Origin of the sequence: Parapedomonas caeni (assembly GCF_041060555.1) — a bacterium.
Taxonomy (GTDB): domain Bacteria; phylum Pseudomonadota; class Alphaproteobacteria; order Sphingomonadales; family Sphingomonadaceae; genus CAUJIW01.
Map to the genome: position 1 here is coordinate 45,241 of NZ_JBEUDS010000013.1, position 16,801 is coordinate 62,041.

General features: G+C 66.9%; 10 protein-coding genes and 1 pseudogene. 4 read left to right on the forward strand and 7 right to left on the reverse strand.

Going from position 1 to position 16,801, the window contains the following annotated elements; all coding sequences use genetic code 11:
- Positions 1-96: 96 nt before the first annotated feature.
- Positions 97-1,866, reverse strand: coding sequence for a gamma-glutamyltransferase (gene ggt / locus ABU113_RS10270; RefSeq protein ID WP_454559422.1), 1,770 nt, complete (start codon positions 1,864-1,866; stop codon positions 97-99).
- A 172-nt stretch (positions 1,867-2,038) separates the two neighbouring features.
- On the opposite strand from ggt, the gene ABU113_RS10275 reads away from it, so the two are divergent.
- Positions 2,039-3,310 (forward strand): NAD(P)/FAD-dependent oxidoreductase, encoded by a 1,272-nt coding sequence (locus tag ABU113_RS10275; RefSeq protein WP_454559423.1) that lies wholly within the window; start codon positions 2,039-2,041, stop codon positions 3,308-3,310.
- Between the two features lie 102 nt (positions 3,311-3,412).
- Positions 3,413-5,254, forward strand: coding sequence for a DUF885 domain-containing protein (locus ABU113_RS10280; protein WP_454559424.1), 1,842 nt, complete (start codon positions 3,413-3,415; stop codon positions 5,252-5,254).
- Between the two features lie 34 nt (positions 5,255-5,288).
- Here the strand turns inward: ABU113_RS10280 and nhaA are convergent, their stop codons facing one another.
- From nhaA to ABU113_RS10310, 6 genes and pseudogenes are all read right to left on the reverse strand, one after another.
- A complete protein-coding gene (nhaA, locus tag ABU113_RS10285) occupies positions 5,289-6,443 on the reverse strand; it encodes a Na+/H+ antiporter NhaA (RefSeq protein ID WP_454559425.1) in 1,155 nt (384 codons plus the stop codon).
- A 215-nt stretch (positions 6,444-6,658) separates the two neighbouring features.
- On the reverse strand, positions 6,659-7,159 hold the full coding sequence (locus ABU113_RS10290) for a MarR family winged helix-turn-helix transcriptional regulator (RefSeq protein ID WP_454559426.1): 501 nt from the start codon (positions 7,157-7,159) through the stop codon (positions 6,659-6,661).
- Positions 7,160-7,384: 225 nt separating this feature from the next.
- The gene (locus ABU113_RS10295; protein ID WP_454559427.1) at positions 7,385-7,765 is read right to left on the reverse strand and encodes a response regulator; all 381 of its coding nucleotides are present in this window, start codon (positions 7,763-7,765) and stop codon (positions 7,385-7,387) included.
- Positions 7,766-7,876: 111 nt separating this feature from the next.
- Positions 7,877-9,456: pseudogene (locus tag ABU113_RS10300) on the reverse strand (MFS transporter).
- A gap of 284 nt (positions 9,457-9,740) precedes the next feature.
- Positions 9,741-11,372, reverse strand: a complete 1,632-nt coding sequence (locus tag ABU113_RS10305; RefSeq protein WP_454559428.1) for an MFS transporter — start codon at positions 11,370-11,372, stop codon at positions 9,741-9,743.
- 137 nt (positions 11,373-11,509) lie between these two features.
- A complete protein-coding gene (locus tag ABU113_RS10310) occupies positions 11,510-13,240 on the reverse strand; it encodes a hypothetical protein (RefSeq protein ID WP_454559429.1) in 1,731 nt (576 codons plus the stop codon).
- 117 nt (positions 13,241-13,357) lie between these two features.
- Here ABU113_RS10310 and ABU113_RS10315 point away from each other — a divergent pair, with 117 nt between their 5' ends.
- Both ABU113_RS10315 and ABU113_RS10320 read left to right on the forward strand, forming a co-directional pair.
- Positions 13,358-14,545 carry a class I SAM-dependent rRNA methyltransferase gene (locus ABU113_RS10315; RefSeq protein WP_454559430.1) on the forward strand — a complete coding sequence of 396 codons (1,188 nt, stop codon included), beginning with the start codon at positions 13,358-13,360 and terminating at the stop codon, positions 14,543-14,545.
- Positions 14,546-14,665: 120 nt separating this feature from the next.
- Positions 14,666-16,795, forward strand: a complete 2,130-nt coding sequence (locus ABU113_RS10320) for an NAD-dependent epimerase/dehydratase family protein (protein WP_454559431.1) — start codon at positions 14,666-14,668, stop codon at positions 16,793-16,795.
- Positions 16,796-16,801: the final 6 nt, after the last annotated feature.

Sequence of the window (16,801 nt, forward strand, 5' to 3'; positions counted from 1 at the left end):
CATCCTTATGATTACGTCTAATAAGGGCATCATTGTCATGAAAGAGCAACAGGTCTGCGCGGGGGGCGTCGCCTTCAGTCGCCGCTGATCTTGCCTTCAGTCGCCGCTGGCGATGCCTTCCCGGCGCGGATCGACGCCGCCGAGGTAGTGCGCCGCGCCATCGGCGTCGTGGACGACCTGTATGCCGGTCAGGCCGGAGATGTTGGCCCGCGTCACCACCGTGTGGCCCATGGCCTCCAGCGCCGGGGTCAGTGCCTCCAGTGGGGTGCCGGCCTCCACCTCGATGCGCGGATTGTCGCCGTGCAGGTTGGGCAGGCTGATGGCCTGCTGCACGTCGAGCCCCCAGTCGAGCACGCCGACGACGGTTTTCAGCACATGGCCGATGATGCGGCTGCCGCCGGCCGAGCCCAGCGCCAGCACCAGCCGGCCCTGGTCGTCGAACACCAGCGTCGGCGACATCGAGCTGAGCGGCCGCTTGCCGGCCTCGGCGCGGTTGATGACGGGGGTGCCATTGGCTTCGGGGCGCATGGCGAAGTCGGTCAACTCGTTGTTGAGCAGATAGCCGTCGACCATGATGAAGCTGCCGAAACCGGACTGGATGGAGCCGGTGAAGGTGGCGGCGTTGCCGGCCTTGTCCACAACTGCCCAGTGGCTGGTCGAGGGCAGGTCGGCGCTCCGGCCCGGTGCCCATGCGCTTTGCACCAGCCCCGGTGGCGTGCCGGCGGTCGCTGGCGGTCCGGCCTTGTCGGGGTCGATCAGCCGGCCGCGCCCCCGCAGGTAGCCGGGGTCGGTGAGGCCGGCCACCGGCACCTCGGCGAACGCCGGATCGGCGAGGTACATCTCGCGGTCGGCGAAGGCCAGCGCGGTCGCCTCGGCGATCAGGTGGACGGCCTGGGGTGACGTCGGTCCCAGCGCCTTGAGATCGAAGCGCTCCAGCATCTTCAGCTCACCCAGCAGGGTGGTGGCGCCGGACGATGGCGGCCCCATGCTGCACACCGTGTAGACGCGGTAGCCGCCGCACACCGCCGGTCGCTCGATGGCGCGGTAGCCGGCGAAGTCGGCGGCCGTCACCGGCACCGGCGACAGCGGTGCGGTGCTGATGGCGGTGGCGGCGCGGGCGGCGGCGGGGCCGACATAATAAGCGTCCGCGCCACCGGTGGCGATCTCGCGCAGCAGCTGGGCAAGCTCGGGGTTCCTGAGCACCGTGCCTACCGGCTTGGGCGTGCCGTCGGCCTGATAGTAATGACTGTGCATCGCCGGGAACTGGCGGGCGATGTCACGGGCGCTGGTCAAGGCTGCGTTGAGGCGTGGCGAGATGGCGAAGCCGTCGGTGGCGATGCGGATCGCCGGTTGGAACAGCCGCACCCACGCCAGCTTGCCGTGGCGGCGGTGGGCCATCTCCATCATCCGCAACATGCCGGGCACGCCCACCGTATGGCCGCCGACATAGCCTTGCGGGAACGGGCGCTGCTTGCCGTCGGCGTCCAAGAACAGCGCCGGCGTCGCCGAGGCCGGCGCTGTCTCGCGGCCGTCGAAGCTGGTGATCTCACGGCTGGCGGCGTCGAAGGTGAGCAGGAAGCCGCCACCGCCAATGCCCTGCGACTGCGGTTCGACGATGCCCAGCACGAGTTGCATGGCGATGGCGGCATCCACCGCCGAACCGCCGGCGTCGATGATCTCCCGACCGGCGGCGGTGGCGATAGGGTTGGCCGAGACCACCATCGACGTGCGGCCCGGCACCGCCGCCTTCGGCGCGTCGCGGCTGACCTGGGCCTCGTAGGCGACCTGGGCCCGCGCGGGGGGGGCGGCCAGCGCCAGCATGGCGAGCGCCGCCGTCCTCACCCAATCAAGCCGCCGTCCCTGCATGCCCAACTCCACTGCTCAACACCTGTCCCGGCCGTGACCAGCCGTGGCGGCGAGTTTAGGGCGCTTTGCCGGCCTGTCCAGCAAGGGCCTTGTCGCCTGTCCCCTAAGGCGCGCGGTGCCGAGCACGCACGGTGCGTTTCCCCTGACGGCGGACTTGGGCTAGGGAGGCGCCATGGATACCCTGCCAACCGCCGCGACAACCCCCGCCCCGCCCGCCGGCGGCGATGCCCGCTGGGTCGCCGTCGTCGGCGGTGGCCCGGCCGGGCTGATGGCCGCCGAGACACTGGCGCGCGCCGGCCTGGTGGTCCGGCTGTACGAGCGCATGCCCTCATTGGGCCGGCGACTCCTGATGGCCGGGCGCGGCGGTCTCAACCTCACCCACAGCGAGCCGCTGCCGGCCTTTCTCGCCCGCTACGGCCCGGCGGCCGGCCCGGTGGCGGCGGCGGTCGAGGCTTTCCCGCCCGCCGATCTCGTCGCCTGGTGCGAGGGGCTGGGCCAGCCGACTTTCGTCGGCTCCAGCGGCCGGGTGTTCCCCCGCGCCCTCAAGGCCTCGCCGCTGCTGCGGGCCTGGATCGCCCGGCTGCAGGCCCTGGGGGTGGCGATCAATCTCCGCCACGACTGGCGCGGCTGGGACGAGGGGGGGCGTCTGCTGGTGGCCGGCCCCGACGGCGCGGTGGCGACGCTGGAACCGGCGGCGACCATCCTGGCGCTGGGTGGGGCGAGCTGGCCCCGGCTTGGCGCCAATGGCGACTGGGTGGCCCCGCTCGCCGCCGCCGGCATGGCGGTGACGCCGCTCCGACCCGCCAACTGCGGCTTTGTCGTCGGCTGGACACGTGACTTCGCCGCGCGCTTCCAGGGCCAGCCCCTCAAGACCATCGCGCTGACACTGGGCGCGCGCACCGTAAGAGGCGAGGCGGTGGTGACCGCCACCGGTATCGAGGGGGGCGCGGTCTATGCCCTGTCGGCCCCGCTCCGGGACACCATCGCCACTGAGGGGCGGGCGTGTGTCGCGATCGACCTCAAGCCGGACCAGCCGCTGGACGCGCTGGCGGCGAAGCTCGCCAAGGCGCTGGCCCGCCCTGGAGCCTCGCTGGCGACGGTGCTGCGCAAGGCAGCGGGCCTGTCGCCGCTGGCGGTCAACCTGCTGCGTGAGGCCCATGGCGTGGCGTTGCCACGCGAGGCAGGCGCGCTGGCGGCGCTGGTGAAGGCGGTGCCGCTGACGCTGCTCGCGGCGCAACCGATCGCGCGGGCGATCTCCACCGCCGGCGGGGTGAATCTTGGGGCGCTCGATGGAAGCCTGATGGTTCGTGATCGCCCGGGTTTGTTCCTGTCTGGTGAAATGCTGGATTGGGAAGCGCCGACGGGCGGTTATCTGCTGCAAGCTTCGTTCGCCACTGGCCGGGCGGCGGCGCGGGGCGTGAGCGCGTGGCTGGCGTCGCGCTGAAATAATCTTGCGTCGATCCCCGCACGCGTTAGCCTGCCGCCATTCAGGCCGGGGGCGCGTGTCTGCGCCGGGGGTACGGCCGTGCAACAAGGAGGGTTCATCATGCGCGCTTTCCGCGCCTTCGCCACGTCATTCGCCCTGGCTCTCGCCACCACCACTGCGATGGGCTCGTTGAGCATCCTGGCGGCGCCTGTCGAGGCGGCCGAGGACGAGACCAGTCGTTTCAATGCCTTTCTGGAGCAGGCCTTCCAGGCCGAGGTCGCCAGCTCGCCGACCTTCCAGACCCAGCTCGGCATCAAGACCGACTATGGCAAGTGGGACGACATGTCGGAGGCCGGTGCGATCGACGACTATGCGCGGCGCGCAAAGACACTTGCAGTGATGCGCGAGAGCTTCGATTTCGCCAAGCTGTCGCCGGACGCGCGGCTGTCGTGGCGGATCATGGAATCCAACGCCCGCCGCGAGGAAGCGGCCCTGCGCTTCCGCAACCATGACTATGTGTTCGACCAGATGAACGGCGCGCAGAGCCAGCTGCCGGCGTTTCTCATCAACCTGCATCGCATCGATACCAAAGCGGACGCCGAGGCCTACGTCTCGCGCCTCAACGGCTTGAAACCGCTGATGGCGACGTTGCTCGCCGAGACCCGCAAGCGGGCGGCACTGGGCGTGATGCCGCCCAAGTGGGTGTTCCCCTACGTCATCGCGGATGCACGCAACATCATTACCGGAGCACCCTTCACCAAGGGCGCGGACTCGACGCTGCTGGCCGACTTCAAGGCCAAGGTCGCCAGGCTGAAGCTGCCGGCGGCCGAGGAGAAGGCGCTGGTGGACGCCGCCAGTGCCGCGCTGCTGGGCGCGGTCAAGCCCGCCTATGAGGAACTGATCGCGCTGATGCAGGCTCAGGAAGCGCGGGCGACCAATGATGACGGCGTGTGGAAGCTGCCCGATGGCGCCGCCTATTACGCCGAGCGGCTGGCCAACTACACCACCACCAGCCTGACGCCTGACGAGATCCACAGCTTTGGCCTGTCTGAAGTCGCCCGCATCCACCAGGAGATGGCGGCGGTGATGACGCGTGTCGGTTTCAAGGGTGACCTCAAGGCCTTCTTCAAGGCCGTGCAGGACGATCCGAAGCAATATTACCGGAACGACGCCAGGGGTCGTGCCGCCTATCTCGCCGAGGCGACGCGGGTGATCGACGCCGCCCGCGCCAAGCTGCCGGCCTATTTCGGTCTACTGCCCAGGGCGGAGATGGTGGTGAAGCCGGTGGAGGCGTTCCGCGAGAAATCCGCCGGCAAGGCCTTCTACCAGCGGCCGGCGCCGGATGGCTCACGGCCGGGCGTCTATTACGCCAACCTCTACGACATGAAGGACATGCCGAAATATCAGCTGGAGGCCCTGGCCTATCATGAGGGCATTCCCGGCCACCACCTGCAGCTGGCAATCTCGGGTGAATTGAAGGATGTGCCGAGCCTGCGCAAGTTCGGCCGCTTCACCGCCTATTCCGAGGGCTGGGGGCTTTACGCCGAGCGGCTGGGCAAGGAGATGGGTTTCTACACCGACCCCTATGCCGAATTCGGCCGGCTGAGTCAGGAGCTGTGGCGGGCGGTGCGGCTGGTTGTCGACACCGGCCTTCACGCCAAGAAGTGGACCCGCGAGCAGGCGATCCAGTATCACCTCGACAACACGCCAAATTCCGTGGGCGAAGCGACCAAGGCGGTCGAACGCTACATCATCTATCCCGGTCAGGCGACCGCCTACCAGATCGGCATGACCGAGATCGTCAAGGCCCGTGAATCGGCGCGCGCCATCATGGGTGACCGCTTCGACATCCGCGGCTTCCACGATGTGGTGCTGGGGGCAGGCCCGGTACCGCTTGATATCCTGCACGAGAATGTCGCGGCCTGGGCTCGCGGCGAGAGTGGTGCCCCCGGCACCCGCTGACGGCAAGATCGATGCTGTCCGCCCGGTTGCGCGTTCAGCGCTGCCGGGCGGCAAGCCGCAGCAGCGCCAGGCCGCCCAGTGCCGAGATCAGTGATCCGGTCAGGATGCCCAGCCGGATGTCGTCGGCGTGCAGCCCACCGGGGAAGGCCAGCCCGCCGATGAACAGGCTCATGGTGAAGCCGATGCCGCAGATCACCGACATGCCATAGAGGCCGGTCCAGTTGGCGCCGTCCGGCATCCGCACCCAGCCGGCCTTGATCATCAGCCAACAGGCACCGAACACGCCGATCTGCTTCCCGGCCACCAGACCGGCGGTGATGCCCATGGGGATGGGGGCGGCGAGATCGGCCAGCGAAAGGCCGCGCAGGTCGAGGCCTGCGTTGGCGAAGGCAAAGATAGGCAGGATCGCGAAGGCGACCCAAGGGTGCAGGGCGTGTTCCAGCGTCTCCAGCGGCGACACATCGGCACGACGTGGCAGCCGCAGCGGGATGAACAGCGCCGTCACCACGCCGGCAATGGTGGCATGCAGGCCTGATTTCAGAACGAACACCCACATTGCCGCACCCACCAGCAGGAATGGCCACAGTCGCTTGGGGTAGAAGCGGTTGAGCGCTGCCAGCACCACCATGCAGACAACGGCGCCCAGCAGGTAACCCAGGCTGAGTTTGGCGGTGTAGAACAGGGCGATGATGATGATCGCGCCCATGTCGTCGACCACGGCGATGGCGGTCAGCAAGACCTTCAACGTCAGGGGAGTGCCCTTGCCGGCCAGCGAGAAGATGCAGATGGCGAAGGCAATGTCGGTGGCCGACGGGATCGCCCAGCCATGGACGGCCGAGGCGTCCTGGTGGTTGAACAGCACATAGATGATCGCGGGCACCACCATGCCGCCCAGTGCCGCCACCATTGGCAGGATGATCTGGTCGCGGCTGGACAGCTGGCCCTGGACGATCTCGCGTTTGATCTCCAGCCCGACGAGCAGGAAGAAGATCGCCATCAAGCCGTCATTGATCCAGAGAATCAGCGGCTTGGTCAGGCTGGCACTGTCGATGCCGAGCGTCAGACGATGTTCCTGGAAGGCGTCATAAAGGGGCGCCGCCGGTGAATTGCGCATGATGATGGCGATGGCGGCGGCAATGAGAAGCATGATGCCACCGGCGGCCTCCAGGCGGAAAAACTCCCGTAACATCGTTGCCGGGGCTCGCCATACCGGTGCACGCATCATTCACTCCTGCGGTTCGTCAACGTGGCGATCGGGTCGGTCCGGCTAAAGGCGGTACACCTCGGTCCAAAGCCGGCTGCCCGCCGCCACGTGCGGCGTCACGTCAACTCGTTGACCCTTCTAGATAAGGGGCTGACAGGGGGGGTCAACCGAAACCGGTCGCGGCACGGCGCGACGGATGCTCAATCCGTCGGTGCCGCGGTGTGGCTGGCGGTCGTGATCAGGCGATTCAACATGCCGATAAGCGCACGCAGTTCGTCGGGCGTGAACAACGCCCGGTATTTCTCTTCCTGGCGGAAAACCGCCTCGCGCATCTGTGTCAGCGTTTCCCGGCCCCTGTCGGTTGCGTGCAGGCAATGGCGGCGGCGATCGTCAGCGGACTGGCGCCGCTCCGCCAGACCCTCGCGTTCCAGCAGGTCGATCAGCGACACGATGGTCGCCTTGTCGATGTCCAGCTCGCGCGAGAGTTCGATCTGGGAGATGCCGGGGTTGGCGACGATCAGCGCGAGCGTGCTGAACTGTCCGGGGCGCAGTTCTCCCTGGCCAACCTCGCTGGCGAAGTCGCGCCAGAGGTGCAGTTGCGCCCGCCGGACACTATGCTGAAGCAGGTCCGGCAGAAAACTCAGATTTACCCTTGCCCCTTGCGATGTGGCGTGTTGGCCCGACTTGCGCCTCATGCTCATATCGGCGTGCCTTTGTTTTTATTTTCAGGCGGTTCCGCTGTATGGAATGCGCCCTCCCCCATGCCTGAGCAGCGGTCCGGTTCCGGCTTCCGTAACGTCAGGCACCCAATGATTCGCAACGTAACCAATCCGCAGCATCTGGGCTAGACCCTGATCGCGTCTGCTGCTTGGCGCCCTGACGCACCTATCAGGTGCGATGGAGCGTGACAGCGATGCGCTGGTGGGTCAGTTCCCGCCGTGGAGCGCGGCGCGCAGCTGCGCGCGGGTAAATGGCTTGGGCAGGGCGGCACAATTGGGTTCGGAGAGTTGATCGGCGTCTGTCAGGCTACCCGACATCAAAACGACGCGAATGGTGGGGTGACGGGCGCGCACATGCGTCAGCAGCCCCCGGCCATCCATGCCGCCATGCAGATTGAGGTCGGTCAGCACGGTGTCCACTGGTGAACCGGTGGCCAGGATCGCGCAGGCCGCGTCGCCACTCTCGGCTGTGATCACCGTGCAGCCGAGGCTTTCCACCTCGGCGCTGATGGAGTCGAGCACCAGATCGTCGTCATCGACGATCAGCACGTGCAGCGACAAGGGGGTGTCGGACGACGCGACTGTCATGGCCTGCTCCTGCTGGGGTGTCCGCTGCTGCGGCGCACCACCGGATGCAGGCCATGTTAGCCCATTTCTCCCGCAAGGCGAGGGGATTGCGTCAATTTCCCGGGCGCCGGCTCAACTGTCGTGGCCGATATCGCGGTCTTTCGTTTCCGGCAGGAACAGCAGACTCACCACCAGCGCCATGGCGACCACGCCCCATGTGTACCACAAGCCGGCGTATACATCGCCCGACTTCACGATGATGTACTGCGACACGAAGGGCAGGAAGCCGCCGAAATAGCCGGTGCCCAGGTGATAGGGGACGCTGAGCGAGGTATAGCGGACGCGCGCCGGGAACAGTTCCACCAGCAGCGCCGCCACCTGTCCGTAGGTCATGCCTGACAGCCAGGTCATGGCGACGACGATGGCGATGATAAGTGCCGGTTTCATCTGCGCCGGATCGGCCTTCAGCGGATAGCCGGCGGCTGCCAGCGCGTCGGCTAGTGCCGCCTCGTCATAGCCGGTCACCAGCTGGTCGCCAGCGCTTACCGTCAGCGTCGTGCCCTCGGCCTTGGTGTAGCTGATGCCGCGCTTGGTCAGATAGTCGATGGCGCGGGCGCAATCGGTGGCCTGGCCTTTCTGGGCGAATACATTGTACTGGCAGTCGCTGCCCGTCACCGTGACCGGGGCGGCTTTCATCGCCCGCGCCAGTGCCGGGTTGGCGGCATCGGCCAGCTGATGGAACAGCGGGAACAGCAACGCCAGCGTCAGGGCGTAGCCGGCAATCAGCAGCTTCTTGCGGCCAACCTTGTCGGACAGCCAGCCGAATACCACGAAGGCTGGTGCGCCGAGGATGACCGCCAGGGCGATCAGTTCCTGTGCGTGGCTGGGTTCCATCTGCGCGGTCTGCTGCAGGAAATAGAGGCTGGAGAACTGGGCAGTGTACCAGATGACGGTCAGGCCGGCCGACACGCCGAACAGCGCCACCAGCACCAGCTTGGTATTGGCCCAGGTCGAGAAGCTTTCCTTCAGCGGATTGCGCGAGGTCTCGCCGGCGGCCTTCATGGCCTGAAATACCGGGCTCTCCTTGAGCTTCAGCCGAATGTAGAGCGAGATCGCCAGCAGGAACAGCGAGAAGATGAACGGAATCCGCCAACCCCAGGCGTTGAAGTCATCCGCCGGCAACATCGCCCGGCAACCTAGCACCACCGCGAGCGACAGCAGGAAGCCGCCAACCACCGACACATCTGGATCCAGCTGGTGTAAAAGCCGCGCCGCCCCCTGGGGGCGTGCTCGGCGACATAGATGGCGGCACCGCCATACTCACCGCCGAGCGCCAGCCCCTGCAACAGCCGCAGCGTCACCAGCAGCACCGGTGCCCAGATGCCGATTTCGGCGTAGGTGGGCAGGATGCCGACCGCGGCCGTTGCAACGCCCATCAGGGTGATGGTGACAAGGAAGGTGTATTTGCGGCCGATCATGTCGCCGAGGTGCCCGAACACCACCGCGCCGATGGGGCGCACGCCGAAGCCGGCGCCAAAGGCGGCCAGCGACGCGAGGAAGGCGGCGGTCGGGTTCTCGACCGGGAAGAACAGGCTGCCGAGCAGGGCCGCCAGCGTGCCGTACATGAAGAAGTCGTACCATTCGAACACGGTGCCCAGCGACGAGGCGACGATGACCAGCCGGTCGCGTTTGCCGATGACGTGGGCATCCATCTCGTGATCCGTCACGTCCTGCCCAACGCCCTGTTCCTGCGCCATCGACTGTGTCTCCCCGTGTTTGTTATCCGTCGCCTGTCCTGCCGGAAGGCGGCGCTTGTCAGTCATGCCGTCCGTCTCCCCTTGCTGGCAAGGCCTGACCATAGCGGGTGATCGTCTGGCGTGAAAAGGAGCCAAAATCAACAAGGCGTTGCCGGCGTGCCGGGGGGCGGCCACCAAGAAAATCGGGGCCGCGCTGGCGGCGCGGCCCCGGGGAGGCGCAGAACTCTGGACGAGGTTCGTTACTGGTACTTGGCGTCGTGATGGATCTCGCGATCCTTGGTCTCGGCGAGGAACAAACCGCCGACGATCAGCGACATCACGGCGATGCCGATCGGATACCAAAGGCCAGCGTACATGTTGCCGGTGACGGCGACGATGGCCAGCGAGATGAACGGCAGCAGGCCGCCGAACCAGCCGTTACCGAAGTGGTAGGGCACCGACATCGACGTGTAGCGGATCCGCGCCGGGAACAGCTCCACCAGGAAGGCGGCGATCGGGCCATAGACCATGGTGACGTACAGCATCAGCACGGTGAGGATGACGACGATCATCGGCTTGTTCATCTGCGCCGGATCGGCTTTGGCTGGATAGCCGGCCTGATCGAGCGCGGCCTTGTACTCGTCCTCGTTGAAGCCCGAGAGCATGATGTCCGGGCCGATATTGACCGTCACCTGAGAGGCCGTGCCCTCCTGTTTGGTGTACTGGATGCCCTTCTTCGACAGGAAGTCGAGCGCCTTGGCGCAGTCGCTGGCCTGCTTGCCCCACATGTTGAACTGGCAGTCCGGCGTCACCTGTACCGTCACCGGCGCCCGTTCCATGGCGTCGAACAGCGCCGGATTGGCGAAGTTGGCCAGCCCCTTGAACAGCGGGATGGCGGTCAGCGCGGCAAGCAGGAAGCCAGCCATCATGATCTTCTTGCGGCCGATCCGGTCGGACAGCGTGCCGAAGAACACGAAGAAGGGCGTACCGATGGCCAGCGCGATGGCGATCAGCGTGTAGGCGGTCGTGTAGTCGACGCTCAGCGACTTCTCCAGGAAATAGAGCGCGTAGAACTGGCCCATGTACCACACCACGCCCTGACCGGCGGTGGCGCCCAGCAGGGCCAGCAGCACGTACTTGAGATTATACCAGTGGGCGAAGCTTTCCTTGAGCGGGTTCTTGGAGACCTTGCCCTCGGCCTTCATCTGCTTGAACACCGGGCTTTCCGACAGTTTCATGCGGATGTAGACCGAGATCGCCAGCAGCACGACCGAGACCAGGAATGGAATGCGCCAGCCCCAGGCCTTGAACGATTCCGCGTCCATGACGCCGCGAATGCCGCCGATGACCGCCAGCGACAGGAAGAAGCCCAATGTCGCCGTGGTCTGGATCCAGCTGGTGTAGAAACCGCGCTTGCCGGCCGGCGCGTGCTCGGCCACGTAGGTTGCGGCACCGCCGTACTCCCCGCCCAGGGCGAGGCCCTGCAGCAGGCGCAGCACCAGCATCAGGATCGCGGCCCAGATGCCGATCTGTTCATAGGTGGGCAGCAGGCCGACGGCGGCAGTGGAAATGCCCATCAGCAAAATGGTGATGAGGAACGTGTGCTTGCGGCCAATCACGTCGCCCAGATGGCCAAAGACGATGGCGCCGAACGGACGCACCAGGAAGCCGGCGCCGAAGGTCGCCATCACGGCGAGCAGGGCCGCCGTTTCATTGCCCTGCGGAAAGAACAGCACCGAGAAGAAGGTCGCCAGGGTGCCGTAGAGGTAGAAGTCATACCACTCGAACACCGTGCCGAGGGATGACGCGAAAATTACCATGCGATGGTCCTTGTCGCCCAGTTCATCCTGAACTGGGCCGGACGCACCGGTATTGACTGCCGAAGTCGCCATGATCCAACCCTATGTATGTTTCGTTGATCCCCATGTCGGCATGACGCGTCTCCCCCGCCTGCTCCGACATCGGTCACAGCATCCCTGTTTGTGCGCCGCACAACCAATTAGACTTTCGGGTCAGAGTGTAGCGGCGGCTATTTCAACCGGCTGCCGAGGTTTTTCGCCAGATATTCCAGCGTGGCGATGCGCTTCAGAAGCCCGGGGTCGAGCGGCCGTTCGACGCGGAAGAACGCGCGCATGGCCGGAAAGTCGAGGTCGATGACCCGGCCGAGATAGTCGGGCGCCATGAAGCCCGAGGGCGCTGCGGGCCGGCGCAGGCGGTGGCGCAGGCGGTTGCTCCAGCGGCGCATGGCCGGCGTGCGGTACAGGCTCACCGCGTCGTCCAGCCGGTGGGCGAGGCCGGGCTGTTCAACGAAGCTGTGGCCATAGGCCGATGGATAGGCGGCCAGCCGGCGGTCGATGGCGGCGAGCAGCTGACTCTGGAACACGCCGTGGGTGCGCAGCGACACCGGCAGTGCAACGCTGTGCTCGACGATGGCATGCTCGAAGAATGGCACGAAATAAGCGCCAAAGCGGCCGACCATGCTGATCTCGCGACCGAAGAACGGCGGGCAGCGGAACAGCGGATAGGCGGTTTCCACCTGCTGGCGGGTCAGTCGGTCGTCCTCGACGCCCAGGGACGTCCGCAACTTGGCGTCCAGGTTGGCGAAATAGCGGCTCTCGTCGAATGTCCCGGTGCAGTCGCGCGGATCAAAGCCGGCATAGAAGGCGTCGAGGATGTCGCGACTGCGCCATGGGCGGTCGCGCAGGTAAAAATAGTTGCGGAAAATTTCGCCCGCCGCCCCCGAGACCGCCAATGCGCCGCCGCGCGCGCGCGCGTGCCGTGCCGCCGAATTGCAGCCGTTGTCGAACAGGCCGCCATCGATGGGCGTTGCATCCATCTCATGGAAATTGTGCGCCACGATGTCGGCGAAGGCGTCCGGGGTGATCTGGCGATAGGCTACCTTGTCGAAGACCTCGACGTCGAAGCCTTCCGCCGCGCCGATATGGCGGGCCACGGTCACGTCGGCATCACGGGCGCTGCCGTAGACGTAGACATGGGGGCGCACGCCCGCCTGACGCAGCAGCGCCAGCACCAGCCGGGAATCGAAGCCACCCGAGAGCGGGCATTGCACATTGTCGCCGTAGAGCCGGGCTGGCACCTCGAACATCCGGCCGAGCTGGTCGGCCATGCGCGTCACCAGGGTATCGACCGGCTCGTCGCTGACGACCGACGGCAGCCGCCGTGGTGACTGGTGTACGGTGACATGTTCGCCCAGCGACAGCTGCGCCGTCGGTGCCAGCCTGGCGATGCCGTCCAGCACCGTGTCCTGGCCAAGCGGCGTCGACGTGAACGCGAACTCGTAGACCGCCTGGCGGTTGAAGCGCAGGGTCGTCAGCGACTGGGCGAGCGCCAGAAAGGACGTCGACACCACGTCGTGGCTGGCGTCGTGATAAACGTGGAAGCCGCCGAACCAGTCGGCGAACACATGCAGCTGGTTGTTCTTGCGCACCAGCGCGCCGAACTGGCCCAGCACGTCGGTCCAGCGGTCGAACGGTGGCGCGAAATCGGCCAGCAGGCGTTTGAGCGCGGCCTCGCCGCCTTGGCCCTGGTAGAAAAGGGTGCCGGCCACCGCGATGAAGTCGTCGCCTTCGGTGGCGAGCGTTGCCAGTCCGGGGTGGATGTGGCCGACGTGGAAACCGCGGTGGGTTGGCGTCGCGAAAGCCTGTGGCTCGGCAAAGCCGTGGCGGGCGAACTGTGCGCGCGCCTGCGCCAGCCGGGCGTCGGCCCGCGCGTCGTTCCGGCAGAGATACCAGCCGCCCATCGTCCCCTCGTTCCGTTCCGCGGTCGGGGCAGAAATCCCCTTCGGCCCAACGCGATCAAGCTCTAGCCATGTCGGCAAAGGATTGAAACTCGGTGAATGCACCGCTACCCACCGTCCATGACAAATCCTGACGCCTGCCCCAAGATCGCCCTTGCCGCCGACACCAAGCCCGCCGCCGTGCGGGGGCGCCCCTGGGTGTTCGCCAACCAGCTCAAGATGACGGCCGAGACCCGCGCCCTGCCGCCGGGCTCGGTGGTGCGGCTGATGGAGCCGGACGGCCGCCTGCTCGGCCTCTACCACTTCAACCCGCATTCGCTGATTGCCGCCCGCCTGCTCACCCGCAATCACAGCCGGGCGATCGACGCGCGCTTTTTCACCGAGAAGCTGACACGCGCGCTGTCCCTGCGGGAGCGGCTGTTCGATGCGCCGTGTTACCGCCTGGTGCATGGCGAGGGCGACGGCCTGCCCGGCCTGATCGTCGATCGCTATGGCGATGTGCTGGTGGTCCAGCCCAACACCGCCGGCATGGACGCCAGCCTCGATCTGATCGTCGCGGCGCTGGAGAGCCTGGTCAAGCCGGCCGGCATCGCCGTGGTCGCCGATGGCCCGGCCCGCGCCCAGGAAGGGCTGGCGCCGCGCGCCGAGGTGCTTGTCGGCGCCGTCGCCTCGCCGGTGCCGCTGGTCGAGAACGGCATCACCTATCTTGCCGACCCGATCGGCGGCCAGAAGACCGGATGGTTCTACGATCACCGGCTCAACCGCGCCTTCGCCGCCGGGCTGGCGCGCGGCCAGAGCGTGCTCGACCTCTACACCTACGCCGGGGCCTTCGCGCTCGCCTGCGCCCAGGGCGGTGCGGCCCAGGTGACGGCGGTCGACCGCTCGGCGCCGGCGCTGGCGCTGGCCGCCGAGGCCGCCGCGCGCAACGGCTGGGCCGACCGGGTGACGACCGAGACGGCGGAAGTGTTTGGCTGGCTGGAGAATAATAACCGAACGTTCGGTTTGGTGGTTGCCGACCCGCCGGCCTTCGCCAAGACCCGCAAGGACATTTCCGCCGCGCTGAAGGGTTACGAGAAGCTGGCCCGGTTGAGCACGGCGAAGGTGGCGCCGGAGGGCTTCCTGTGTCTGGCCTCGTGCAGCCATCATGTGGCGCCCGAGGCGTTCCTCGATGCCTGCGCCGCCGGCATCCGGGCCGGCGGGCGTTCGGCGCGGCTCATTCACCAGGCCGGCGCCGGGCCGGATCACCCGGTCCACCCGCAGTTGCCGCAGACTGCCTACCTGAAGTTTCTGGCCTTCGCACTGGACTGATAAGATGTTGCGATGTTTCAGGGAAGTTTAACGCTGGTGGCCTAGACGAGACCCGCGGCAGACATGCGCGACCGGCTGCCGGTGGCGACATCTGAACGGATGAACTGATAGGAGGGGTATATGGTTGGCCGTCGTGTCGGCATTATCGGGGCTGGCTATATCGCCCAGACGCATCTTGAGGCGCTGGCGGCGCTGCCATCGGTACAGGTCGCGGCGATTGTCGACCCGAATGTGAAAGCCGCCGAGCGGCTGGCCGCCCAGCGCAGCGGCGTGCGGGTGTTCGCCGATCTTGCCACGGCGATTGCCGAAAAGGCGTTTGATCGTGCCCATGTGCTGGTGCCGCCGCACCTGCATGCTGCCGTCGGCGAGCAGTTGCTGAGTGCCGGGATCGCCACCTTCATGGAAAAGCCGCTGGGGGTGACGGCCGAGGAAACTGCCCGCCTGCTGGCGGCGGCCGACGCCGGCAATGCCCGCCTCGGCGTCAACCAGAATCTGATCTATCATCCGGCGCTGCAGACCTTCTGCAAGGATCTCGAGGCCGGCCGCTATGGCCGCTTGCGTCATGTAAGCGCCTCCATCGCGGTGCCGCTGCGCCAGCTTGCCGGCCGCCAGTTCGGCCACTGGATGTTCGAGCGGCCCTCCAATATCCTGCTGGAACAGATGGTCCATCCGCTGTCCCAGGTCATCCATCTCATTGGGCGGGCCACGATCACCGCCGCCGTCGCCCGCCCGGCGATCGAACTGGCGCCAGGGATGCACTTCCACAAGGGTTTCGAGGTGATGCTGCAGGGCGAGCGCGCGCCGGCCCAGCTGCACATGGCGTTCGGCGAGAACTATCCCGCCTGGCTGGTGACGGTAGTGTGCGACGATGGCGCCGTCGTCATCGACATGTTCCGCAACCAGATCACCCGGCTCGGTCGCACGCCGTGGCTGGATGCCGCCGACACCGCGTTGGTCGGAGTCAAGGCCGGCTTTGGCCTTGTCGGCCAGGGCGTTCGCGATTTCGCCCGCTATGTTGGGGCCCAGGTGCGGCTGGCCCGCCGGTCGGACGTGTTCTTCACCGGCATGCGCGGTTCGATCGCCGCCTTCCACGAGGCGGTGGATGTCGGCGACAACCCGCCGATCGATGGCGCCTTTGGCGGCCACCTGGTGGGGCTGTGCCTTGATGTCGCGCGCCTGGCCGGCGTGTCGGACGCGCCGGCACCGCTGCCGGCCAACGTGGTTGCGCCGGACGCGCCGGTACCCGCCTACGACGTGGCGGTGTTCGGGGGAACCGGCTTCATCGGCCGGGTGGCGGTGGAGAAGCTGGTGGAGGCCGGCTACAGCGTTGGCGTTGTGGCACGCAACCTTCGTGGCCTGGCGCCCGTGTTCCGTCACGAGAAGGTGCATCTGCTGCGCGGAGACGTCACTCGCGCGGCGGATGTCGAGCGCGGTGTCGGGTCGGCGAAGTATGTGGTCAACCTTGCCCATGGCGGCGCCAGCGGGTCGCGCCAGCAAATCGTCGACGCCATGGTCGGTTCCGCCGAGCTGGTCGCCCGGGTCTGCATGGAAAAGGGTGTCGCCCGCCTGCTGCATGTCAGTTCCATCGCCGGGCTGTATCTGGGCGAACCGGGCGCCGTCATCTCGCCCCAGACGCCGCCCGACCCGCAGGGCGCCGAGCGTGGCGACTACTCCTTCGCCAAGGCTGAAGCCGAGCGTCGTCTGCTGGCGCTGCATCGCGAAAAGGGCCTGCCGGTGACCATCCAGCGTCCAGGCGTGGTGGTTGGCGATGGCACCTCGCCGTTCCACTCCGGTCTTGGTCTGTTCAACAACGACCAGTATTGCCTCGGCTGGAACGACGGTCGCAACGGCCTGCCGTTCGTGCTGGTGGAGGATGTCGCCACCGCCGTGGTGGCGGCGCTGAAGGCCGACGACAGGGTGCTCGGGCGTACCGACAACATCGTCGGCGGCGTCTACATGTCGGCGCGCGAGTATCTCGATATTCTCAAGGGCATACTGGGCCGGCCGCTGGTGTTCCGCCCGCAGTCGGTTTGGCTGCAGGTGCTGATCGATCGCGGCAAGTGGCTGGTCAAGCGCGTCGGCGGCAAGCAGGTGCCGTTCCCGACCCCGCGCGACTTTGCCTCGCGGGGCATGCCGGTCCGCTGGGACATCAGCGAGACGGAAAGCGTGCTGGGCTGGTCGCCCAACCGCGATCGCGAGACCTTTATCGAGCGCGGCATCCGCGTACCGGCGCGCGCGCTGCTCGACTAGGCGCGC